This window comes from Streptomyces sp. NPDC050287 (genome assembly GCF_044459385.1).
Lineage (GTDB): Bacteria > Actinomycetota > Actinomycetes > Streptomycetales > Streptomycetaceae > Streptomyces.
In genome coordinates this window covers 51,289-72,620 of sequence record NZ_JBITIY010000012.1, presented here as the reverse complement: position 1 = coordinate 72,620, position 21,332 = coordinate 51,289, and the positions used below count along the sequence as shown (strand labels likewise).

General features: G+C 72.3%; 20 protein-coding genes. 11 read left to right on the top strand and 9 right to left on the bottom strand.

What is annotated here, in order from left to right:
- The first annotated feature begins 48 nt into the window (after nt 1-48).
- The 4 genes from ACIBK3_RS34400 (at nt 49) to ACIBK3_RS34385 (ending at nt 4,490) form a co-directional block, all read left to right on the top strand.
- Nucleotides 49-1,113 carry an AEC family transporter gene (locus ACIBK3_RS34400; RefSeq protein WP_399371465.1) on the top strand — a complete coding sequence of 355 codons (1,065 nt, stop codon included), beginning with the start codon at nt 49-51 and terminating at the stop codon, nt 1,111-1,113.
- Nucleotides 1,114-1,247: 134 nt separating this feature from the next.
- Nucleotides 1,248-2,960 carry an FUSC family protein gene (locus tag ACIBK3_RS34395; protein WP_399371463.1) on the top strand — a complete coding sequence of 571 codons (1,713 nt, stop codon included), beginning with the start codon at nt 1,248-1,250 and terminating at the stop codon, nt 2,958-2,960.
- A gap of 114 nt (nt 2,961-3,074) precedes the next feature.
- Nucleotides 3,075-4,001 (top strand): LysR substrate-binding domain-containing protein, encoded by a 927-nt coding sequence (locus ACIBK3_RS34390; RefSeq protein WP_399371461.1) that lies wholly within the window; start codon nt 3,075-3,077, stop codon nt 3,999-4,001.
- Nucleotides 4,002-4,055: 54 nt separating this feature from the next.
- Nucleotides 4,056-4,490: a hypothetical protein gene (locus ACIBK3_RS34385; RefSeq protein ID WP_399371460.1), complete on the top strand. Its 435-nt coding sequence runs from the start codon at nt 4,056-4,058 to the stop codon at nt 4,488-4,490.
- Between the two features lie 140 nt (nt 4,491-4,630).
- Here the strand turns inward: ACIBK3_RS34385 and ACIBK3_RS34380 are convergent, their stop codons facing one another.
- The gene (locus tag ACIBK3_RS34380; RefSeq protein ID WP_399371459.1) at nt 4,631-5,401 is read right to left on the bottom strand and encodes a YqjF family protein; all 771 of its coding nucleotides are present in this window, start codon (nt 5,399-5,401) and stop codon (nt 4,631-4,633) included.
- Nucleotides 5,402-5,676: 275 nt separating this feature from the next.
- On the opposite strand from ACIBK3_RS34380, the gene ACIBK3_RS34375 reads away from it, so the two are divergent.
- From ACIBK3_RS34375 to ACIBK3_RS34360, 4 genes are all read left to right on the top strand, one after another.
- Complete coding sequence (locus ACIBK3_RS34375; protein ID WP_399371458.1) at nt 5,677-6,408, top strand: FAD binding domain-containing protein; 732 nt, start codon at nt 5,677-5,679, stop codon at nt 6,406-6,408.
- 200 nt (nt 6,409-6,608) lie between these two features.
- Entirely contained in the window at nt 6,609-7,400 is a 792-nt protein-coding gene (locus ACIBK3_RS34370; RefSeq protein ID WP_399371457.1) for a S1 family peptidase, read from the top strand.
- 40 nt (nt 7,401-7,440) lie between these two features.
- Complete coding sequence (locus ACIBK3_RS34365) at nt 7,441-7,629, top strand: hypothetical protein (protein ID WP_399371456.1); 189 nt, start codon at nt 7,441-7,443, stop codon at nt 7,627-7,629.
- Between the two features lie 244 nt (nt 7,630-7,873).
- A complete protein-coding gene (locus ACIBK3_RS34360; RefSeq protein ID WP_399371453.1) occupies nt 7,874-9,265 on the top strand; it encodes a Tat pathway signal sequence domain protein in 1,392 nt (463 codons plus the stop codon).
- Here the strand turns inward: ACIBK3_RS34360 and ACIBK3_RS34355 are convergent.
- The 5 genes from ACIBK3_RS34355 to ACIBK3_RS34335 form a co-directional block, all read right to left on the bottom strand.
- Nucleotides 9,190-9,552: a hypothetical protein gene (locus ACIBK3_RS34355; protein ID WP_399371452.1), complete on the bottom strand. Its 363-nt coding sequence runs from the start codon at nt 9,550-9,552 to the stop codon at nt 9,190-9,192. The genes ACIBK3_RS34360 and ACIBK3_RS34355 overlap by 76 nt on opposite strands.
- Nucleotides 9,553-9,685: 133 nt before the next feature.
- The gene (locus tag ACIBK3_RS34350; RefSeq protein ID WP_399371451.1) at nt 9,686-10,354 is read right to left on the bottom strand and encodes a response regulator; all 669 of its coding nucleotides are present in this window, start codon (nt 10,352-10,354) and stop codon (nt 9,686-9,688) included.
- On the bottom strand, nt 10,351-11,634 hold the full coding sequence (locus tag ACIBK3_RS34345; protein ID WP_399371450.1) for a histidine kinase: 1,284 nt from the start codon (nt 11,632-11,634) through the stop codon (nt 10,351-10,353). Before ACIBK3_RS34345 ends, ACIBK3_RS34350 begins: the two co-directional genes overlap by 4 nt.
- Before the next feature lie 27 nt (nt 11,635-11,661).
- Complete coding sequence (locus ACIBK3_RS34340; RefSeq protein WP_399371448.1) at nt 11,662-12,501, bottom strand: ABC transporter permease; 840 nt, start codon at nt 12,499-12,501, stop codon at nt 11,662-11,664.
- Nucleotides 12,498-13,436 (bottom strand): ATP-binding cassette domain-containing protein, encoded by a 939-nt coding sequence (locus ACIBK3_RS34335; protein WP_399371447.1) that lies wholly within the window; start codon nt 13,434-13,436, stop codon nt 12,498-12,500. Before ACIBK3_RS34335 ends, ACIBK3_RS34340 begins: the two co-directional genes overlap by 4 nt.
- A gap of 538 nt (nt 13,437-13,974) precedes the next feature.
- Between ACIBK3_RS34335 and ACIBK3_RS34330 the strand changes: the two genes are divergently transcribed.
- Entirely contained in the window at nt 13,975-15,156 is a 1,182-nt protein-coding gene (locus ACIBK3_RS34330) for a PP2C family protein-serine/threonine phosphatase (protein ID WP_399371694.1), read from the top strand.
- Nucleotides 15,157-15,495: 339 nt separating this feature from the next.
- Here the strand turns inward: ACIBK3_RS34330 and ACIBK3_RS34325 are convergent, their stop codons facing one another.
- Together ACIBK3_RS34325 and ACIBK3_RS34320 are read right to left on the bottom strand one after the other, a co-directional pair.
- A complete protein-coding gene (locus ACIBK3_RS34325) occupies nt 15,496-16,071 on the bottom strand; it encodes a phosphatase PAP2 family protein (RefSeq protein ID WP_399371445.1) in 576 nt (191 codons plus the stop codon).
- 79 nt (nt 16,072-16,150) lie between these two features.
- Nucleotides 16,151-17,551 (bottom strand): diacylglycerol/lipid kinase family protein, encoded by a 1,401-nt coding sequence (locus ACIBK3_RS34320; protein WP_399371444.1) that lies wholly within the window; start codon nt 17,549-17,551, stop codon nt 16,151-16,153.
- 423 nt (nt 17,552-17,974) lie between these two features.
- On the opposite strand from ACIBK3_RS34320, the gene ACIBK3_RS34315 reads away from it, so the two are divergent.
- Together ACIBK3_RS34315 and ACIBK3_RS34310 are read left to right on the top strand one after the other, a co-directional pair.
- Nucleotides 17,975-18,415 (top strand): hypothetical protein, encoded by a 441-nt coding sequence (locus ACIBK3_RS34315; protein ID WP_399371442.1) that lies wholly within the window; start codon nt 17,975-17,977, stop codon nt 18,413-18,415.
- 203 nt (nt 18,416-18,618) lie between these two features.
- Entirely contained in the window at nt 18,619-20,673 is a 2,055-nt protein-coding gene (locus ACIBK3_RS34310; RefSeq protein ID WP_399371441.1) for a hypothetical protein, read from the top strand.
- Between the two features lie 18 nt (nt 20,674-20,691).
- Here ACIBK3_RS34310 and ACIBK3_RS34305 read toward each other — a convergent pair whose 3' ends face one another.
- On the bottom strand, nt 20,692-21,303 hold the full coding sequence (locus ACIBK3_RS34305; protein WP_399371439.1) for a TetR/AcrR family transcriptional regulator: 612 nt from the start codon (nt 21,301-21,303) through the stop codon (nt 20,692-20,694).
- Between the last annotated feature and the right edge of the window lie 29 nt (nt 21,304-21,332).

Genomic DNA, 21,332 nt, shown 5'->3' with positions numbered 1-21,332 from the left:
GTCCGCACAGCACCTCCCACCCGCCCTTTTTGAAGGATTGACGCAGCCATGTCTTTCGCCGAGATCTTCACCGTCGTGGTGCCGGTCTTCCTCGTCATAGCGGTCGGTTACGGCACCGGCCGCCGCGCACTGTTCGACGCCGGCGGAGCACAGGCACTGCGCGAGCTGACCATGCAGCTCGCCCTGCCCGCCGCCTTGTTGCTGAGCATCTGGCAGACACCGCGGCACGTGCTGGTCGAGCAGCTGCCCCTGGTGGGGCTGCTCGCCTTCGGGCTGCTCGGGGTGTACGCCGTCCTGCTCGGCGTGCTGCGTCTCGCCGCCCGGCGTTCGCTCCGGCGGGCGGCCCTGTTCGCGCTCGCGTGTGTCCAGCCGCAGTACGCCTTCATGGGGACGTCCATCCTCGGGGGCCTGTTCGGTACCGCTGAGGCGGCCGTGCCGATCGCCGTGGCGGGCATCCTCGTCAATGTGGTCCTCGACCCGGTCGTCCTGATCCTGCTCGGTATGCCGGAACACCCGCGGTCACGGACGGCCGTCGCCACGCAGGCCGCCGCCTCGGCGCTGCGGCGGCCGGCTCTGGTGACCGCCGGCGGCGGTCCGACCGCGCAGGCCGACGCGCCGGTCACCGGCGGGGCGGCCTCCTCCGAGCCCCGTCCATCGGTCCTGCGCACCGTCGGGCACGCGCTGCGTGAGCCGTTCTGCTGGGGCCCGGTACTGGGCCTGGTCCTCTCCGTCAGCGGGGTCGGTCTGCCGGAGGTCGCCGGCGCCTCGCTGACCCTGCTCGCCGGGGCCTCGTCGGCCGCCGCGCTGCTGTACGTCGGCGTCTCGGTGGCCCGCATCGGCCGCCCGAAGCTCACTCCCGCGGTGTGGGCGGTCTCCCTCACCAGCGTCGTCGTCCTGCCGCTGCTGGTCTACGGTGTGGGTCTGACCGTGGCCTCCGCGGCCGATGCCGCCCAGGCCGCGCTGATCGTCGCGTTCCCCGTCTCCCCCGTCCCCCTGATGTTCGCCGCCCGGCACGGGTCGACGGAGGACGTGCGGGCCATCGGCTCCGCCGTCGTCCTGAGCCTGCTGCTCTCGTTCGCCACCCTGCCCCTGCTCATCGGGCTGGTCGGCTGACCCCGCTGTCCACTGTCCGTCGTCCCCCCTCTCCGCCATCCGCCATCCCGCCATCCCGCCATCCGACCCGGCAAGCCAAAGGACACGGTTGTATGACACCGGCAGCAGACGCACGACCGGAACGTTCGCGCCGTATGTCCCCTCTGCGGTGGGCGCGTTCCGCCGCAGGCCTGGCGCCCGTACCCCTGCCGCTGGCGGCGGCTGGGCGCGGCGCCGTCGCCCTGGCTCTGCCGCTGCTCGTCGGGGTGTGCACCGGATGGGTGGTGCCGTCCGTGATCGCGGCGATCGGCGCCCTGTGGGGCGTGAGCCAGGACGGCTCCGATCCCTACCGGGTACGGGTGCGGCGGCTCGGCTGGACCGGGGTGTCCAGCGCGCTCGGTCTGCTCGCCGGTGAACTCGCCCTGCGCAGCGGGGAGTCGGCGGCCGTGGCGGGATGCCTGGTGGCTGCCGCGCTGGTGGCGGGCACCATCGGACTGCGGGGGCGGATCGCGTCCGTCTCGGGCATGCACCTGCTGCTCGGCGTCACGATCGGCACCGGCATTCCCGTGCCGGGGCCGTGGTGGCAGCCGCCGCTGGCCCTGCTCGCCGGTGTCGTCCTCGTCCTGATGCTGTCCGCGGCCCCCTGGCTGTGGCGCCGGTACCACGTCGAGCGGGCCGCCGTGCTCGCCGTGTACCGGAGTGCGGGCGAGGCGCTCGCCGCGGCCGGTACCGAGGACGCCGAGGAGGCCCGCCGGCGGATGACGCTCGCGCTCAACCACGCCCATGAGGTGATGGCCGTGCACCTCGCCCCGCGATCCCGGCGGCGACCACAAGCGGAAGTCCGGGAACTGGTCCGGGCGTTCCACTGTGCCGTACGCCTGGGCGAGACCGTGACGGCGCTGGTGTGGGAGGCCCGTCCGCTCCCGCCCGCGCTGACCGGCGTACCGCTACGGCTGGCCGGGCGCCTGCTCCCGGGGCAGGTCCCGGCTCCCGCCCCGGATGTTCCGACGGCGCGGCAGGAGGCACCGGCCCTCGACACCGACTCGCCGGGCAGGTCCGCCCTGGCCGACCTGTGCGCGGGCACCGACGAACCGGACGCCGCCGACCCGACGCTGCGCCTGCCGGAGCACGCGTGGCCCGGGCGGGCGGCACGGGTGCGGTACGCCGTTCTGCTGGCGGGCTGCGTACTCGTCGCTCATCTGCTCGCCGAGGCACTGCACGGCCCGCGCGGCTACTGGCTCCCCATGACGGTGGCCTTCGTCTACAAGCCCGACTTCGGCCCGGTGTTCACCCGGGCGCTGCACCGCTGCGTCGGCACGGTCGTCGGCGTGGCCGCCATCGGAACGGTGTCCGTGGCGGCCACCGGCACGTACACCGTGATCGGCGTGGTGGCCGTCTTCGGCGCGCTGATGGCCGTGGGCGTGCGCCATCACTACGCGCTCGCCACCATGGGTCTGACCGCGGTCGTGTTCGTGCTGGTCGATCTCCTCGGCGACCACCGGGCGCTGTACGCCACGCGCATGGTGGACACCGCTCTGGCCTCCGCGCTGGTGCTTGTCGCGCACTTCGTGGTCTGGCCCGACTCCGCGGCGCACCGCGCCGAGGCGCAGACCGAGGCCGCCGTCGCCGCCGCCCGCCGCTACCGCGACGTCGCCCCGGAAGCGGGTCCGGTCCAGCGCCAGTCACTGCGCCGCTCCGCGTACCACCAACTGGCCGACGCCCGCCGGGCCGTCGCTCACGCCCGCGGCGAACCGGCGCGCCCAGGCCGGTCCCTGCCCGACTGGGAGGGCGCGATCGCCTCGGCCGAGCGGCTCTGCGACCGGGTGACCGCGCAGGTGGTGGCGGTCGGGCCGGACCGGGAACGGTAGGCGGTGCCGGTCGGCACGGCCGGCGCGCGAGGCTGCTGGGCCTGTCGGCACGACGGTGACCCATGCCGCTGCGGCCTGGATCCTCCCTGACACATGAGGGAGGAGAATGACCGTATGGATCTTCAGGTACTGCGCTCCTTCCAGGCCGTGGCGCAGGGGACGACGGTGACCGACGCCGCGGCGGACGCCCAGGTCACCCAGCCCGCACTGTCGCGGGCCCTGAACCGGCTGGAGGACGAGGTCGGCGCCGAACTCTTCCAGCGCGTCGGACGCGTCCTGCGCCTGACCCCGGCGGGACGGGTGTTCAAGGAGTACGTCGACACGATGCTCGACAGCTACGACCGGGGCCGGCGAGCCGTGGCCGAGTTGGTCGACCCCGAAGCGGGCGTGGTGTCACTGGCCTTCCTGCACACCCTGGGCACCTGGCTCGTCCCCAGGCTGGTCACGGACTTCCGACAGGCGTTCCCGCAGGCCCAGTTCGAACTGCATCAGGACGGTGAGGCCGGCCTGACCCGGCATCTCCTCGACGCCACCGCGGACCTGATCATCACCAGCACCGAGCCCGTTCATCCGCTGATCACCTGGCGGCGCCTCCTGGTGGAACCGCTGAGGCTGGCCGTCCCCGCCCGGCACCGGCTGGCCAGGCGCCGCCGGGTCCGGCTGGCCGAGGTGGCCGAGGAGCGGTTCATCCTGCTCAAGCCCGGATACGGGCTGCGCGACATCACCGAGACGCTGTGCCACGAGGCCGGCTTCACCCCGATCGTCGGCTTCGAGGGCGAGGAAGTGGAGACCTTGCGGGGGCTGGTCGCCGCTGGTCTGGGCGTGTCCCTGATCCCCTCGTCGCCGGACATCACGGCGAGCCCGCAGTCCCCCATCCGCTACCTGGAGATCACCGACGTACGCGGTGCCCGGGACATCGGAATCGCCTGGCTGAGCTCCCGTGCCGTACCGCCGATCGCCCGGCGCTTCCTCGACCACGCCCTGCGGTCGGCCGCCGCCCCCACGGCGCCAAAGTCGGCCTCGCCCGCCGGAACCAGGTGACATGCGAGCACCAGGGAGTACGGTGGCTGCCTCGGCTGCTGCGAAGGGGGCTTGGTGGAAACGGAGTTGATGGCGCTCGCTGCCGCGGGCGCGACGACGTTCGTTCAGCAGATGGCGGCGGACTCATGGGCTCAGGCTCGTGACCGCATCGTCGCGTTCTTCTCCCGCCGTGCCGGCGACGAGGAGGACGTGATCGAGACGGAGCTGGAGACCTCGCGCGGTGAGCTGACGGCCGCACGGGAGTCCGGCGACGATCGGACCTCGGATGTCGAGGCGGAGTGGCGTACGCGCTTGCGGCGTACCCTGCTGGCCGATCCCGCCGCCGCTGCCGAACTGCGGGCGGTGCTCGACGAATTGGCGCCCCACGGGAGCAGCCGGCAGGTCGCGGAGGTCCACAACACCGTCAGCGGGGGCGTGCAGCACGGCCCGGTGATCCAGGCGGGCACGGTGGGGTCGCTCACCTTCGGCACTCCGTCTGGTCAGGACTGAGGCCCGCGCGACGACTCGTGGACGCCCTGACGGGCCTCGCCGTGCCGGCCCTGGCCGCCCGGCCGGCCGCGGAGAACCACTGAGCCGGCACCGCGTCCTCGGTCGGGTGTCCGTCCAGTCCCCGTTGCCCAAGTGGCCGATCACCGGTGAGGGGCACCGGCCGGGCGGGCGAAGCGGGCCGGGACACCGGGTGAGTACAGGACGCTCACCGGCTCGCCCGCCGGCGTGGGCAGGCCCGCCGCCGCCACCAGGTCTTCGTCCCAGGCGATGAGCTCGGCCCGGTGCAGGGGCCAGCGCGGGTGGGTGGTGGGCACGTAGACCGGCCGGCCGAGGAGGGTGCTGTGCAGGCCCCAGCGGGCGGTCAGGAAGTGTTCCAGCTCGGTGGGCTCGGCTATGGGGTCGCCGACCCGTACGGAGATGCGGCTGCGGGCGCCGCGCGGGCCGGGCCACCGCCGCGTACTGGTGTAGGTGAGGGTGTCGTCGCGCGTGCCGACGGTCATGCGCGACCACATGTACGGCAGGCCGAAGCCGATGCGCCCCACGGCGACGGGGAGGAGGCGGGAGGCGTCCAGCGAGCAGAAGACGACACCGCGCCGCCCGTGCGCGTCCACGGTGTAGAGGCGGACGTTGGTCTCGGGGAAGCTGCCCAGGTACGGCATCGGAGGCAGACCGAGCCAGCCGGAACGGTGCAACCGGAAGGCCACCAGGCCCACGTAGGTGACGCCGTCCACGGTGTCGGGGCGGATTCCCGGCGGCAGCACACGGGCCACTCCGGCCGGATCCGCCGGCCAGTGCAGGAACGTCACATTCAGCCAGGACTGGGTGAGGAGCGGTCGCCGGACGCTGAGGAGCGGCTCTTCGGTGACGGGCTCGTCCGGTATCGGCGGCTGCGGCGAGGAGAGTGACGTCACGGCTCCAGTATCACAGGCACCGTATCGGTGCAGGGCCCTGCCCCGTCCCTGCACCTCACCCTTACCGACGACCGCGGCCTGGATCGCGTCCCTCGAAGCCGCCACCGAGCACGTCGACGCGGCCGGGAGAAAATGACGGACGCCCGGCGCGATGCGATGAGCCCTGCACGCGCCCCCGTCCGCGGGGAAAGAACGCGCCATGTCAGTGATCACGTGGCTGGGGTGTGGTCTTCCCTGCCCCGCCACCGACTCGCCGGAAGGGTTGGGCGGTTCCCGTGCTGTTGCGTCTGCCCGTGTCCGTGTCCGAAGCGCGGGAGTGTCTGGCTGAGGGGGCGATACCGGTAGGCGGTGCCACGCTCGTGTGGGCGACCTGGCAGCGGGACGGGTTCCCCGAACAGGCCATGTCACTGCGCCGGCTCCCGGAGGCCAACGTGATCGGGCGCGAGGAGCTGGGCGCGGCCGTGATGCTGCATCAGCTCGACGACCGCGTCCCGGAGGTACTGCGCCAGGCGGCCGCGACCGTGGGGACCGGAGCCGTGCGCCGTACCGCGACGGTCGGGGGCAACCTCGTCGGCAGCACCCTGCGATGCCTGCTGCCCGCGGCGCTGGTGCTGAACGCCGCCGCCGTGGTGCTGGAGAGCGACCGGGTGCGCGAGACCGATCTCGCCGAGGTGCTGGCCAAGCGTCACCTCCTGCTCGCCCTCCGGTGGCGCGAGCCGATCGCCGGCGCGTACCGCAAGCAGGCCGGTGAAGCGGGCGGGCCGCCGCCCTTCATCGTCGCCGCGGCCGTGCACGCCGACGGCGTCGAGCGGCTGCGCCGTCTCCAGGTCGCCGTCCGCGACGGCTACGACGTCCTCGACGACAGCGTCACGTACGACACCGGCGCCGACGCCGAACATGTCGTCAACGCCCTTCGGAACACAGCGATCGGCACCCTCCACTCCCCCGGCTGGGCCCTGGTGCGCCGGCACGTCTCCGAGCTCCTGGCCGGCCTCACCCCTCGCTGACCGGAGGGCCGACACGGCGATCACCTCGGGGCGGCGGATCGCCCCTGACGCCATCTCAAGCCCATCCCGCTCCCTGGCAGGCCCCGTGAAACCGGCGGCGCGCGCGGCGCGTCCTCCTCCCCGACCACACGGACTCATCGACCACACGGACGCGGCGGCCGTCGCAGCCACGCGCCGAGCAGTTTCAGGGGGAGAACCGCATGCCGATCCGATCCGCCAGACCCGTCCGCGCCCGGCTGCGCACCGCGGCCGCCGTCACCGCCGTGCTCGCCGCGGGGACGCTACTGGCCACCGCCGGTCCCGCCGTCGCGGTGAAAGGCGGCGGCCCGACCACGACCGACGCCCGCCCGTACGCCATGCTGATCGAACTCAACGGCAGCCAGTTCTGCGGCGGCACCCTCGTCGCGCCCAGCAAGGTGCTCACCGCGGCCCACTGTGTCGAGAACGCGGGGGACGTCTCCGCGTTGCAGGTCGTCGGCGGCCGCACCCGGGTCGACGACACCGGCGGCACCGTCCGGCAGATCGCGTCGTACCGGCTGGACTCGCGCTACACCGCGCCCGGCAACGCCTACGACGCCGCCGTACTCACCCTCGACGGCCCGATGCCGTACCGGACCGTCCCGGTGGCAGGCCCCAGGGACGCCGGCCTGGTCGCCGACGGCCGCAGGGCGACCGTCGTCGGCTGGGGACGCACCGGTTCGGACACCCCGAACCGGCGGCTCAAGCAGGCGAAGCTGGTGCTCTCCCCCGTCGTCGACTGCCGGCCGTACACCGACGGCGACACCGATCCCGCGGCGATGCTCTGCGGGATGCCCCGGCCGGGCACCACCAACAGCATCTGCCCCGGAGACTCCGGCGGACCGCTGCTCAGCGGTGGCAAGGTGGTCGGAATCGTGTCGTCCGGCAACAAGTACTGCGACGAGCAGTACCCCGTCTCGGTCTTCGTCCGCGCCGACTCGGTCGCCGCCGATCTCGGCCTGCCGACCCGCTGATGCCACGCGTCCGTGCCGACAGCCGCCCTGAGGAGGACTCATGAACCTCCGTCAGCACATCGCGACCGTCCTGGTGCTGACCGCCGCCGCAGTGGGCGGACCGGCTCCCCTCGCCGCGGCCGCGCCGACACCTTGGGAGACCAGCCGCCGTCCCGGCACCGTCCGAACGGTGAGCGGGTACCACGGCAACAGCGTCACCCTCCGGTGCGGTAACCCCTGCTACCAGTAGGCGCCCCGCAGACCGATGAGGCCCCGACGTCCGCCCGGCGGCGTCGGGGCCTCCCCCGGCCCGGGGCAGGCCGGCCGGCACGCGCCCCGCCCTGCGTGTGACGGACAACCCAACTGTCCCAAAGGTCACAGACGTTGACCGGATCCACGCACGCCAGCAGAATGAGCCCGCTCACCCGAGAGCGCTCTCAGCCTCGCCGTACGCCTTCCTCTCCCTCGCTTGACCCGCACCTTCGAGGAGACCCATGACCGGCAGCCAAGGCCCGGGATTCAGCCGTCGCGCACTCCTCGGAGCCGGGGCAGGTGTCGGCGCCGCGGTCCTCACCGCGGCCGGTTCCGGTACGGCCCTGGCGACGGGAGGCCGGTCCGCGGGCGGAGCCTCCGCGCAGCGGCGGGGGTACGCCTACCTCGCCACCGCCATGGACGCCTACCCGGATCACGGCACGGTCCGGCTGGTCCAGAGCTACACCGACCAGGCCGGCCTGTTCAGTACCGCGTTCACGTACGACAACGCCCTGGTGATCCTCGCCCATCTCGCGTCCCGCACCCAGGACGGCCTCTCCCGGGCCGTGGCGCTCGGTGACGCGCTTCTCTACGCCCAGGCGCACGACCCCGGCCACGACGACGGGAGGCTGCGGCAGGCCTACAACGTGGGGCCGTACACCTTCTACGACGGTTCACCGCAGCCGGACGGGTTCGTGCGGGCGGACGGTACGGCCAACGTCGGCACCCAGTTCGGTTTCACCGGCACCGCCGTCGGCGACATGGCGTGGGCCGGTATCGCGCTCGCCGCGCTCGCCCGCCGGACCGGCGCGCGTCGCTTCCTCACCGGTGCCGTCCGGATCGGTGAGTGGATCGAGCGGGTCGGCCGCAGCGACGAACCGCTCGGCGGGTACACATTCGGGGTCGACGGGTCCGATGAGAAGCTGCCCTTCGCTTCCACCGAGCACAACACCGACCTGATCGCCCTGTTCGGTCAGCTCGCCCGGCTCACCGGGGACAGGGTGTGGCGGGAGCGGCGCGCGCGGGCCGAGGCCTTCGTCCTGCAGATGTGGGAGCCGTCCGGCGGCTTCTTCTACACCGGCACCAACGACGGCGTGACCGTCAACAAGTCGCCCGTCCCCGAGGACACCCAGACCTGGACCAGCCTCGCCCTCTCCTCGCCCGCCCATGCCCGGTCCCTGGACTGGGCGGCGTCCGAACTGGCCGTGCTGGACACAGCCGACCGTCGCAACAGCACGGTGCCCGCGGGCCAGTCGTACGAAGGAGTCACCTTCAGCTCGGCCGGCCTGACGGCGAACGAGGACGCCCCGATCGCCGACGGCCAGCCGAAGCCCGACCGCCACGGCGTCTGGTTCGAGGGGACGGGCCACCTGGCGCTCGCGCTGCGGACCCGGCACGCCCCCGGCGACGAGACGCGGGCCCGGCGGCTGATCGCCTCCATCGAGCGCGCCCAGGACGTGCTCGGCGACGGCCAGACCATCGGCGGCCGGGCGCTTCCCGCGCGCTCCGGAGTGGTCTCGGCGAGCAGCCCCCTCGACACCGGTTTCGGATTCGGCTACTACCCGTACCGGCATGCGGGGGCCACCGCGTGGTACCTGCTGGCGGCGGCACGCGCCAACCCGCTGGGCAACTGAACCGAACCCCGACAGACCCCCGCGTCCAGGGCGGACCGCCCCGGCCCGCGTGCCGGGGCACAGGGGCCGGGTGGGCCGACGAGGCCGCGGCGCTCCTGAACGTGGGCGTATCCCGTCAAGCCGATCAGGACCGTCAGCAGCACCGCTGACGACCCCGTCGTACCGAGGTCGAGACCGCCCTTGGCGACCGGCTCGGTGAGGAAGTCACCGGCGGTGGCGCCGAGCGGACGGGTCCGCACGAAGGCGATCCAGAAGAGCAGCACCTTCGGCACCGCGGGCACCCTCATGAGGGCCACCAGCACCAGCGGAACACCACTCCCTCACGTCCTTGCGCCAATCCTGACGGACGCTGCCGGCACGATCGGCCGCCGCCCCGTCGTGCGGACACAGGCTGCCCGGCCTCTTACGCCGCTTGTCGGTTCAGTCAGCGGTGGGCCGGGCGAGACCGTGGTCGTAGGCGAAGATCACGGCCTGGATGCGGTCGCGGGCTCCGATCTTGGCCAGGACACGGCCGACATGCGTCTTGACCGTGGACTCGGACAGGACGAACCGCGTGGCGATCTCCCCGTTCGTCCAACCCTTGCCGACGGCCACGAGGATCTCGCGCTCACGGTCGGTCAGGGAGGTGAGTCTCGGGTCCTCGGTGAGGTCAGCTCTGTGCGAGGGGACGTACTGGGCGAACTCGTCGAGGAGGCGGCGGGTGAGAGCGGGCGCGATGACGGCGTCACCGACGGCGACGGCGCGGATCCCGGCGAGGAGTTCCTCGGGGCGGGCGTCCTTGAGGAGGAAGCCGCTGGCGCCGGCGCGGATGGCGGCGTGGACGTATTCGTCGAGGTCGAAGGTGGTGAGCACGAGGACGCGTGAACGGTCTCCGGCGGCGACGATGCGGCGGGTGGCCTCGATGCCGTCCATGCCGGGCATGCGGACGTCCATCAGGACGACGTCGGGGCGCAGTTCGGCGGCCTTGCGGACGGCCTCGGCGCCGTGGGCGGCCTCACCGACGACGTCGGTCTCGGGGACGGAGTCCAGGAGCAGGTGGAAGCCGTAGCGTTGCAGCTGCTGGTCGTCCACGATGAGCACGGTGGTCATCGGTCACCACCGCTTTCGGGCGTGAGGTCGAGGACGGCCTCGATGCTCCATCCTCCGCCGCCCGTCGGTCCCGCGCTGACGGTGCCGCCGTACAAGGCCGCTCTCTCTCGCATGCCCACCAGGCCATGTCCTTCCTCGTTCGGCGGTCCGGGCGGTGTGGCCGGGCCGGTGTCCTGGACCCGGATGGTCAGCCGGTTGTCCTCGACGAGGATCGCCAGGTGTACCCGGGTGCCTGGGTCGGCGTGTTTGAGGGTGTTGGTGAGGGCTTCCTGGACGATGCGGTACACCGTCAGCTGCACCCCGCTGTCCAGGGCGTCCACGTCGCCGGAGGTCCGGTAGACGACCTCCAGTCCCGCGGCGCGCACCTTGGCGCACAACCCTTCGAGGTCCGCGAGGCCGGGCTGCGGGCTGAGTTCGGGCCTGTCCGGGGGACCGTCGGCTCTCTCGCGCAGCACGCCGAGCACGCGCCGCAGCTCGCCGAGGGCCTGCCGGCCGGTGTCGCCGATGAGCTCCAGGGCCTCCTTGCCTCGTGCCGGTTGGGTGTCCGTGGCGTAGGCGCCGGCGTCGGCGAGCGTGATGATGACGGACAGGTTGTGGCCGACGATGTCGTGCATCTCGCGGGCGACCCGGGTTCGTTCGGTGGCCGTGGCCAGCCTGCTGCGCTGGTCGCGCTCGATCTCCAGCCGGGCGGCCCGCTCGCGCAGTCCGGCGAGCTGGGCCCGGCGGATCCGGACCATCATGCCGAGCGCGAGGGCCGCGGTCGCCGTGCTCAGCAGGAAGAACAGCGCGTCCCAGACGGACACCGCCGAGGACGCGCGGACCGCGACCAGCACCATGGCGCCCGCCATGGCCGCACAGGCCCACGGCAACTGTCGCAGCCGCCCGTGCAGGGCCAGGCTGTACAGCGCGACGAAAAGGGCGATGTCCGCGCGCAGCGCCGCGCCCAGGGACCATTGGAGGACGAACACCGCCGTGATGGCGGCGAAGGCCGCCACGGGCTTGCGCCGCCGCCACAGCAGGGGCAGGACCAGGCCGGCCTGCAGTGCCAGCATTCCCGCGACGGGCAGGTGGGTGAAGGCGAGCCGGAACCGGCGCGGGCTGTCGCCGTCGTTCACACCGCCGTGGATCAGGTCGGGCAGGCAGAACATCAGGAAGAGCAGGACGACGACGGCGGTGTCCAGCACCCAGGGATGTGTCCGGTCGGCATGCCGCAGCCGCTGGCCGCCCCGGGACAGTCGGGCGACCAGCGGTCCCATCCCGCTGAGGTCATCGGTGGTCACGGACGTCACCTGTCCATGGTGCGGCCGTCAGACGTCACTGCGTACGAGCCGGTACGCCGCGCCGCCCAGCGCCAGCGCCGTCCAGCAGAGGAAGACCAGCAGTCCGGTGCCCGGCGACAGGGTCGTGGAGTCGTGGGTCAGGGCGAACATCGCCTGGCCCGCGTTGGACGGCAGGTAGGGGCTGATGTCGTCCTGCCAGGAGCTGGGCAGCAGTGAGATCAGTCCGGGGATCAGCATCAGGGTGGCCACCAGGACGGAGATCCCGCCGGCCACGGACCGCAGCAGTGCGCCCAGGGCGGCGCCGATCACCCCGACCAGGCCGAGGTACAGCCCCGCGCCCAGCAGACTCCGCACGACACCGGCGTGCGAGAGGCTCATGGCCGCGGGCGTGCCGGAGACGATTCCGCTCCCGATCAGGAAGGTGACGAACGCACCCAGCGTCCCCACCACCAGCGCGACCAGCCCGAACACGGCCGCCTTGGACCACAGCACGGGCAGCCGGCGAGGCACCGCCGCGAGCGTCGAGCGGATCATGCCGGTCGAGTACTCCCCCGCCGTGACCAGCACGCCGAGCACGCCCAGGGCCAGTTGGGCGAAGTTCGTACCGAAGAGCGACAGGCTCACGGACGTCGATGCGGCGAAGTCCCGGTCCAGGTTGCCGGAGTCGATCCCCGACTTGTAGCGGCTCGAGGCGATCAGCCCGAAGGCCACCAGGAACAGCAGGCCGAGGCCCAAGGTGATCCAGGTCGACCGCAGGGACCACAGCTTGGCCCATTCGGAGGAGAGCACGCGCCGTCCGGTCACCCGGTAGGCGGGGCGGTCGGGGGTGGTCCGGGGTTCCTCGGCGGTCGCGGTCAGGGTGCTCATGCGGGCCTCCCGAGGGTCTCGATGCCGGTCGTGGAGCCGTGGTACTCCACGGCATCCCTGGTCAGGTCCATGAATGCCTCCTCCAGCGACACGGTCCGCGCGCTCAGCTCGAACAGGGCGATCCCGTGCTCGGCCGCCTTCAACCCGATCTCGCGGGCGGTCAGCCCGGTCACCTGTAGTTCCTCCGAGCCGATCCGGCCGGTGACGTCGACGCCCGTCCCGGCCAGAACGTCCCGCAGCCGCGCCGGGTCCTGCGTCACCACCTTCACCGTGTCCCCGCCCGCCTCACGGATCAGGTCCGCCACCGTGGTGTCGGCCAGCAGCCGGCCGCGCCCCACGATGATCAGGTGGTCCGCCACCAGGGCCATCTCGCTCATCAGGTGCGAGGACACGAACACCGTCCGGCCTTCGTCGGCGAGTCCCTTGAGCAGGTTGCGGATCCAGAGCACACCCTCCGGGTCCAGCCCGTTGACCGGCTCGTCCAGCATCACCGTCTGCGGATCGCCCAGCAGCGCCGCCGCGATGCCCAGCCGCTGGCCCATCCCGAGAGAGAAGGCACCGGCCCGCTTCTTCGCCACACTGCCCAGTCCGGCCAGCTCGATGACCTCGTCGACCCGTCGGCCCGGAATCCCATGCGTCAGCGCGAGGGCCTTGAGGTGGTTGTACGCCGAACGGCCCGGGTGGATCGACTTCGCCTCCAGGAGCGCGCCGACCTCCTGCAGCGGCGCCCGGTGGCGGGCATAGTGGTGGCCGTTCACGGTGACGGAGCCACTCGTCGGGGCGTCGAGGCCGACGATCATCCGCATGGTCGTGGACTTGCCCGCGCCGTTGGGCCCCAGAAAGCCGGTCACCGTGCCCGGCTTCACGACGAAGTCCAGCCCGTCGACGGCCGTCTTCTCCCCGTACCTCTTGGTCAACTGCCGTGCGTCGATCATGCGCGCTCTTTCTGTCGGCCTCCGGCGTCCGTCACTTCGACGCCGCACCGGCAACGCTAGGCGCCGATCACCCCGATCCAGTGGTACCGGGAGGCTGAACCACGCCAAGCGGGTGGTACCTCGGTACTACGCGACCACCTGCGGTGACTTCCGTGTTCGCCGGCAGACCCGCCCGCGTACGGCCTCCATGCGCAGCGTCTGCGACACCGTCCTCGACGCCCCCAGGCGTACGCGTCGACGTCGTCGACGACGGATCCGGCGTACCGCCCCTGTTCGCCGGACAGCTCTTCGTGCCCGGCCGGCGGGCGGATCCCGGCGACGGACACGGCGGAGCGGGCCTCGGGCTGCCGCCGGCGCGACGCCCGGCCCGCTCACGACGGTAGGGCAGGCGATGTGTGCAGGTGCCGAGGACGCCGCCGAACGGTAGAACGTAAGGGTGAGGGATGAGAGCAGCCCTGCTGAGGATGCCCGGCCGCACCGAGTGGCGAGTCCGGGGATCGACTACCAGGCGCTGTTCGCGGTCACCCCCAGCCCCTGCATGGTGCTGAGCCCGGATCTGGTGCTCGCCGACGTCAATGAGTCGGCCTGCCGGGTGACCGGCCGTACTCGGGAGGATCTGCTCGGGCGGTACCTCTTCGACGCCTTTCCTGAGAATCCGGCGGACCCGGATGCTGACGGGGTGCGGAATCTGCACGCTTCCCTGCACTGGGTCCTGCGCTCTAAGGAGCCGGACACGATGGCGCCGATGAAGTACGACATTCCCGTGGCCGGTCGGCCCGGCGTGTTCGAGGAGCGGTGGTGGTCCGCGATCAACACACCGGTGCTCGGGCCGGACGGGCAGGTGGAGTGGATCATCCACCGGGGGGAGGACGTGACCTCGTTCATCCTCTCCCACCCTCGCCCGCGGGGAGGCGGAGCGCTCAGCGACGTGGAGGCGATGGAGGTCGAACTGTATGCGCGGGCGCGCGAGCTCCATCGGCTGAACGAGGAACTGCGCCAAGCCCACGCCCGGGAACGCCAGGTCGCCGTCACCCTGCAGGAGGCCATGCTCCACTCGCCACATCTGGCCCGGCATCGGGACACAGTGGTGCGCTACCTGCCCGCCGCCGGTTCACTGAACGTGTGCGGCGACTGGTACGAGGTGGTCGACCTGCCCGGGAACAGATTCGCCGTCGCGGTCGGCGATGTCGTCGGCCACGGCCTGGAGGCCGCCGCCGTCATGGGCATGCTCCGCAGCGCGCTGTCCGCCTCCGTCCGGGCCGTCGAGGCGCCGGCGAGGGCCCTGGACGTCCTGGGCCTGTATGCACGCTACGTGGAGGGGGCGCTGGCCACCACCGTCGTCCAAGCCGTCGTCGATACCCGCGTTCGCCGCATCATGTACAGCAGCGCCGGCCACCCGCCCCCCGTCCTGCTCCACCCGGACGGCACCTGCGATCTCCTCGACCAGGCCACCGACCCTCCGCTGGGAGCTCGCCCCGAACCCGTCCCCTGCCTCCAGGCCGAACTGCCCTACACCCCTGGCGACACCTTCGTGCTCTACACCGACGGCCTCATCGAACGCCGCGGCGAGGACATCGACGCCGGCCTGCGGCGCCTCACCGACACGCTCGCCCGCCATGCCCGCCACAACCCCGAACGTCTCGCCGACGCCTTGCTCGCGCACCTCGGCGTCAGCAGCGGCGCCCGCGACGACATCGCCCTGATCGTCATCCGCCTGTGACCCGCGCGCCGCCGGCAGTACGCCGCGGGTGGCACACCCCGCCAACAGAAACCCGGCCTGCGGATCATCTGGACCGGCACCCTGTCCGTGCCGGGCACGATCATCGCGGTCACCGTGATCACCCTCACCGGCCACCGCCGGGAAGGGTTCGCCGCGGAGGTCACCGAGGCGTGTGCCTCCGGCAGCGCCAACGTGGTCACGGACGTGGCCACCACCTCGGCCGCCACGAACGACGCCCAGGCCCTGGCCCGGCATCCACACCCGCCTGGCGGGCCGCGGGCTGCTGTCTGCCGACCACGTGGTCGAGGTCGGGTGCATCTCTCCGAGCCGCCTGGAACGTCAGTCGTCCCAGTGTGCGGCGGCGAGGACCGTGGCCGCCGCGCCCGTTCCCAGCAGTGCGCCGGCGATGACGTCGCCCGGGTAGTGGACGCCGGTGTGGATCCGCGAGTAGCCCACCGCACAGGCCAGCAGGCCGAGCGGAACCGTGGCGGCCGGGAAGGCGGGCCCGACGGCCGCGGCGAAGGCGACGGCCGAGGCCGTATGGCCCGACGGGAAGGACGCGGAGGCCGGCATGGGCACGTGCCGCCCCGGGAACGGCGAGTCCTCGGCGCGGTGGGGACGCGGACGGCGGACGAGACGCTTGCCGAGCAGGTTCGCGGTCGTCGAGGCGACACCGATGGCCGCGAGGCCGAGCACGGCGGCTCGGCGCGGCCGGCCGGGGCACAGGGCCAGGAGCCCGGCGGCCACGAAGGAGATCTTGGAGTGGTCCGCCGCCGCGGACAGCCGCCGCAGGGCGGAGTCCAACGTGGGTGTCCTGGTGACCGTGACGGCCTCGTAGAGTGCCTGGTCGAGGGCGGCGAGATCGCGCATCAGGTCTCGCTGGTCCCGGTGTTCCGGCGACGGGCGGTCAAGCATCGCTCTGCTCCTGGTTCTGGTGGACGCTCTTGTCCAGGCTCTTGTGAACGTGGTTCTGGACGTTCTGGTTCTGGATGTTCTAGTCGTTCCGGAGGTTCTGGACGTGCTGGACGTGCTGGTGGAAGGGGCTGGGAGTCCCGCCGACGGCGAGGCGGACGATCCGCCGCCAGTCCACGGACGGTGCGACGTACGGGGCTCCGGGACGGTGTCTGGGCACCCGTACCCGCAGGACGCCGGACCGCACGGTGCACACCACCGGCGGCGGCAGCGTGAGCGCTTCGCCGTCGACGGCCACCGCGATGACCTCCGCGTGGGCCTCGACGACCACGCGCCGCGCCGTCAGCGCGGTGATGCTGCTGGCGCGTTCACCTCGCAGGGCCAGTTCGGCGGCCTGCGCGGGGCCGTCCACGCGGACCGCGATCACCCCGAGCGCCCCTGAGTCGAGTCGCGGTCTTCGTCCGCCGCCGAGCGGGTCGGCCCGGGCGTAGGGGTTGTTGCTCACCAGCAGCGTCTGCGGGTCGGGCAGCCGCTCGTCGTCCGCCCGGGCCTCCAGCGGGGTGCCGGCATCGCCGACCAGCAGGTCCGGCAGGTGGTCGAGCGCGGTGGCCGCCTTGGCGTCGCGGTAGTCGGGGCTCTGCACGATCTCCGCGTACGTCCCGAACGACACGGTGTTGACGAACGGCCGGCCGGCCACGTCACCCAGGTCGACGCGGAGTTCCACACCGTCCGAGAGGGCGTCCAGGCCGGCGGCCGGGTCGTCCCGGTCCAGGCCGAGGTCCATCGCGAAGTGGTTGCGGGTCCCTGCGGCCACGACCACGAAGGGCACACCGTGCTCGGCGGCCACCCCCGCCACCAGGGCCTGCGTGCCGTCGCCGCCCGCCGCTCCGAGCAGGTCGGCGCCCTCGGCCACGGCCCGCCGCGCCACGGCCACCGGATCCGGCTCGGCGTCCAGGTCGAGCAGGACCACGCGGGCGCCCAGCGCCTCGGCCCGCTCCACGAGGCCGTGCCGGCCGACCTTGCCGCCCCCGGAACGCGGGTTCATGATCAGTACCGGGCGGCGGGGCGGCCGGACCGACCGGGTGTGCATGCCGTGCGGCTTGCGCAGGCGGCGCAGCGCGCTCCTGGCACAGGCCAGCCCCGCGGCCCACAGGGCGAGCGCCGTCACCGCCGCCACCCACAGACCCGAGACGGCGTACAGCGCGAGGACGCAGACGGGCGCGGCCAGCGCCAGCAGGGCGCCGAGCAGGCGGGGGGCTCCCCGGTGGGCGAGGGTCCACCAGATGCCCGCGCCGGTCAGGGCGAGTCCGGCGAGACCGAGCAGCAGGATCAGCCATCGGTCGGAACCGGTGGCCGTCGCCACGGCCGCGACGGCACCGGCGACACACAGCAGAGCCAGCCGGGCCAGCCCCCGAGCCGACCGGACCGCTCTGTCGGAACCGGGACGCCCCGCCTCGATGGTCGTTCGTCGGGTCGCTTTCATGATGCGTCGGGTGGTCCCCGGGGGGGTCCGCGGTCCGCGTGCACGACGCCATCGGTCTCCCCACGTGCTTCGGTTCCCTGCCCCGCCTCCCCCTCCATGGTCGTGGCGTTCCGCCGGCTCGGCGTCCCGGCATCCGTGGCCGCAGGGCTGCGGGAGCGGGAAGCCCACGATCTCATGAGGGTGTTCGCGAGGGCGCGGGGTGCGGGACGCCGGGAGACGCCTGCGCGAAGGATCGACGAAGGCGTGGGTGCCCGTCCACCCACCGGTCTGCCGAACCGCTTCCTTGCCGGTCTGCCCCGGCGCCGGCAGCCGGAGCGGACGTTGGCGGACCGGGCGGGGCGGCCGTCGGGGCGTGAACAGCGGGCAGGTTCCGCCCGTACATCCGGGGGACGGACCAGCCCTTGCCCCGCATTTGGAGTTGTGATGCGCCGCCCCCTCCGCCGCCTGCTCAGCGCTCCGGCACTCATGACCGCCGCCGCGCTGCTCCTCGCCGGGTGTTCCGGCGCCTCGACCGAGGAACGGGTCGACCACAAGCAGACCGCCCCCAGCGCGAAGCCGATGACCCTGGAGGAACTCGCCGCGGCGGTCGACTGCGGGAAGCCCAAGGTCCCGGGCAAGACCCTCGACTACCGTCAGGGCGTGTGCAAGGCGGGCACCGCCCAGTACGTGCTGCTGACGTTCGACACGGCCAAGGGCCAGCGCGAGTGGCTCGACGTCTCGCAGATGTACGGCGGCGTGTACCTCGTCGGCAACCGCTGGGTGCTCTCGGCAACGCCGCGCTCGGCCATGGAAGCGGCGCGCGCCGAGCTCGGCGGCACCATCGAGGAAGGAATGTCGTCCGGCGCCTCCCCCGCGGCCCGGTAGGCCGAGTCGTACGACGAGGCAGGTTCATCGTACGAACATCCAAAATGAAGGAGAGGTGAACTACTTCATTCTCCCAGGTGTACAACCATTCGTCCCCGCCCCAAGTCGAACTGGCGAACAGCGCACCGCTGCCACGCAGTCCCTGGGGAGAAGTCTTGTCCGTGTTGGTCCGTTGGTTGTGTGCCGTCCTGCGTGTGCGCGGGGTGCCCGACCTTCTTCTGGTGTTCGTCTTCGGCGCCGGCTTCGCGCTGCTTCCCGTCTTCGCGCTGTTGCCGTCCCTGTGGGGCTTCGCGGCGGCGTCGGCCGTGAGCTACCTCGCGGACGAGGCCCTGCACGTCCGGGCGCCCGGGTTCATCCGCCGACTGGCTTCGTTGCAGTTCAACCGGACCATGCGGTTCGCCGCCCGGACGGTGATGCTGCTGGCCCTGATCGAGCGGATGGACGCCCCGGACACGGTGCTGGCCGCCGGGCTGGTCGTCTTCAGTGTCCACTTCGCCATGACGATGCTGTACTCGGCCATCCACCGAGCCATCCGGCTGCGGCGGGTGCTGCCGGTGGCGGTGCGCAATCTCGACATGAGCGAGGCGGGCATTCCCCAGCAGCCGCCGGCCTTCCTCTACCGGCGGTTCCTGCGCAGGCTGCTCCATCTCGACGTGCCTGCGCACGCCGGGCTGCTCGCCGCGCTGGCGGCCGGCACCTGGTACCCGGCGGCCGTCGGTTACGCGTTGACGGCCTCAGTGTCCGTGGCGGCGGTCCTGGCGCTGCTGGGCCAGTACCGCGCCGCCCGCCGCACCCCGCGGCGGGAGGAGCTCATCGGCGAGGTCAACCGGCAGCTGGCGGCTTACCGGCCCGAGGTGGCGCTGTACTTCAGCTTCGCCGCGGTGTCGCGGGACTTCATGTACCAGGTCAACATGTGGATCGAGACGCTGGAGCAGCTCGACCGGCGCCCGGTGATCATCCTTCGTGAGCAGGCCTCGTTCCGTTTCCTGAGCCGGACCTCGCTCCCGGTGGTCTGCGTGCCCAAGGCCGACGACCTGGCCGAGCTGGACCTGTCCGGGGTGCGGGTCGTGCTGTATCCCGGCAACGCGGGCAAGAACGTGCACATGCTGCGGATCGCGGAGGCCAAGCACGTCTTCATCGGTCACGGGGACAGCGACAAGCTCGCCAGCAGCAACCGCGTCAGCAAGGTGTACGACGAGATCTGGGTGGCCGGCCGCGCGGGCCGCGACCGGTACCGGCGGGTACGGCACGCCATCAGCAACGACGCCATCGTCGAGGTGGGCCGTCCGCAGCTGGCGCCGATCCGGCTGGACGCCGACCACACCCCGGGTCCGCTGCCGGTCGTGCTGTACGCCCCCACCTGGGAGGGCTGGAGCGACGACGACTGCCACACCTCGCTGATCCCGATGGGCGTGGCCCTGGTGGAGAAGCTCCTCGCCGAGAACGTACGGGTCATCTACAAGCCGCACCCGCTCACCGGCAAGCGCTCGCGCGAGGCGACCGAGGCGGACCGGGCCATCCGGGCCCTGCTGAACGCCGACAACGAGCAGCGCGAGGCGGCGCGGGCGCAGGCCGCGGTGGCCGCCGCCGCACCCCGACTGGCGGAGATCCAGGCACAGCTCGACGCCTTGACCGGACGCAGCGTGGGCGACTACGCCGAGCAGACCCGCGCCGCCAAGGTCCCCGGCCTCGACGGCGCGGACGAGTGGCAGGCCCTGCGCGACGAATGGCACCGCCTCTTCTGGGAGAGCCGCGGCGAGATACGCCACAACGTGATCCTCAAGCAGCTGCCGACGCTGTACGAGTGCTTCAACCAGGCGGACATCCTGATCAGCGACGTGTCCTCGGTCGTCGCCGACTTCGTGGCCAGCCTCAAGCCGTACGTCCTGACCAACGCCCAGGACCTGCCCGACGAGGAGTTCCGCGCCGCCTACACCACCGCCGGGGGCGCCTATCTGCTCGACCGCGACTGCACCCGGCTGCCGGAGATCCTGCGCTCGGTCCGCGAACCGCGCCATGATCCGATGGCCGCGGACCGCCGGACGCTCAAGGAGTACGTGCTGGGTCCGGACAGCCCCACTTCCATGGAGCGGTTCAACACGGCCGTCAACACCCTGGCAGCCCGGTCCGAAGCGGAGCTCGCCGAAGGCGACACCGACCTGGCCCTGGACGTGATCCCGGCGCAGCGCACCGAGTCGGCTCCCGCGCTCGGCAGCACCGGCCTGCCCGATCAGCCGGTGTCGCTGGGCAACGTCTGACCGGTCGCCCGCGCCTGGTCAGCGAGGTCGTGTGCCGGCCTCGCCGACCAGGCCGGCGATGTGGGCGGTGACCGTGTCGAGGATGTCGGTCCAGGCCGCCGCGTCGCCGAGTACCAGGTAGTTGAGGGTCAGGCCGTCGGTCATCGCGGCCAGATAGCGGGCCAGCACGGGGACGGGCACGCCGAGCCGGAAGTCCATGGCCCGGCCGAGGTCTTCGATCAGGTCGGCGTACGCGTCGCCGTACAGCTCGTACTGGCGGCGCGCCAGATGCTCGAACCCCGGCCGGCGCAGGGCGTACTGGGTCAGTTCGTAGGTGAGCATGTGCTCTTCGGGGTGGGCGCGCACATGGTCCCAGTAGGCCGCGAAGCCGGCCCGGACAGTTTCCTCCAGGGTGGCCCGGGGCCGTATCGCCTCCTTCACCACGGTCACGGAGTGGTCGGTGAGGGTGGTGATGACGGATTCGATCAGGGCCTGCTTGGAGTCGAAGCAGTAATGGAAGACGCTGAGGGACACGCCTGCCTCGGCGGCGATGGACCGGGTCGTCGTCTGGGCGACGCCGTCGCGGGTCATCGCCCTGATCGCCGCCTCGGTCAGCTGCCGGCGTCGTTCGGCCGACGGCATGCGTGCCATGTGTGTGTCCCTCGTGCTCGTGCCGGTGA

What these genes read in the sequence shown, in the direction of transcription:
- ACIBK3_RS34370 (WP_399371457.1), top strand. Translation starts at nt 6,609, where the DNA reads ATGCCGATCCGATCCGCCAGACCCGTCCGCGCCCGGCTGCGCACCGCG.
- ACIBK3_RS34395 (WP_399371463.1), top strand. Translation starts at nt 1,248, where the DNA reads ATGTCCCCTCTGCGGTGGGCGCGTTCCGCCGCAGGCCTGGCGCCCGTA.
- ACIBK3_RS34315 (WP_399371442.1), top strand. Translation starts at nt 17,975, where the DNA reads ATGCGCCGCCCCCTCCGCCGCCTGCTCAGCGCTCCGGCACTCATGACC.
- ACIBK3_RS34360 (WP_399371453.1), top strand. Translation starts at nt 7,874, where the DNA reads ATGACCGGCAGCCAAGGCCCGGGATTCAGCCGTCGCGCACTCCTCGGA.
- ACIBK3_RS34365 (WP_399371456.1), top strand. Translation starts at nt 7,441, where the DNA reads ATGAACCTCCGTCAGCACATCGCGACCGTCCTGGTGCTGACCGCCGCC.
- ACIBK3_RS34355 (WP_399371452.1), bottom strand. Translation starts at nt 9,552, where the DNA reads ATGAGGGTGCCCGCGGTGCCGAAGGTGCTGCTCTTCTGGATCGCCTTC.
- ACIBK3_RS34350 (WP_399371451.1), bottom strand. Translation starts at nt 10,354, where the DNA reads ATGACCACCGTGCTCATCGTGGACGACCAGCAGCTGCAACGCTACGGC.
- ACIBK3_RS34325 (WP_399371445.1), bottom strand. Translation starts at nt 16,071, where the DNA reads ATGCTTGACCGCCCGTCGCCGGAACACCGGGACCAGCGAGACCTGATG.
- ACIBK3_RS34305 (WP_399371439.1), bottom strand. Translation starts at nt 21,303, where the DNA reads ATGGCACGCATGCCGTCGGCCGAACGACGCCGGCAGCTGACCGAGGCG.
- ACIBK3_RS34390 (WP_399371461.1), top strand. Translation starts at nt 3,075, where the DNA reads ATGGATCTTCAGGTACTGCGCTCCTTCCAGGCCGTGGCGCAGGGGACG.
- ACIBK3_RS34340 (WP_399371448.1), bottom strand. Translation starts at nt 12,501, where the DNA reads ATGAGCACCCTGACCGCGACCGCCGAGGAACCCCGGACCACCCCCGAC.
- ACIBK3_RS34320 (WP_399371444.1), bottom strand. Translation starts at nt 17,551, where the DNA reads ATGAAAGCGACCCGACGAACGACCATCGAGGCGGGGCGTCCCGGTTCC.
- ACIBK3_RS34335 (WP_399371447.1), bottom strand. Translation starts at nt 13,436, where the DNA reads ATGATCGACGCACGGCAGTTGACCAAGAGGTACGGGGAGAAGACGGCC.
- ACIBK3_RS34400 (WP_399371465.1), top strand. Translation starts at nt 49, where the DNA reads ATGTCTTTCGCCGAGATCTTCACCGTCGTGGTGCCGGTCTTCCTCGTC.
- ACIBK3_RS34330 (WP_399371694.1), top strand. Translation starts at nt 13,975, where the DNA reads ATGGTGCTGAGCCCGGATCTGGTGCTCGCCGACGTCAATGAGTCGGCC.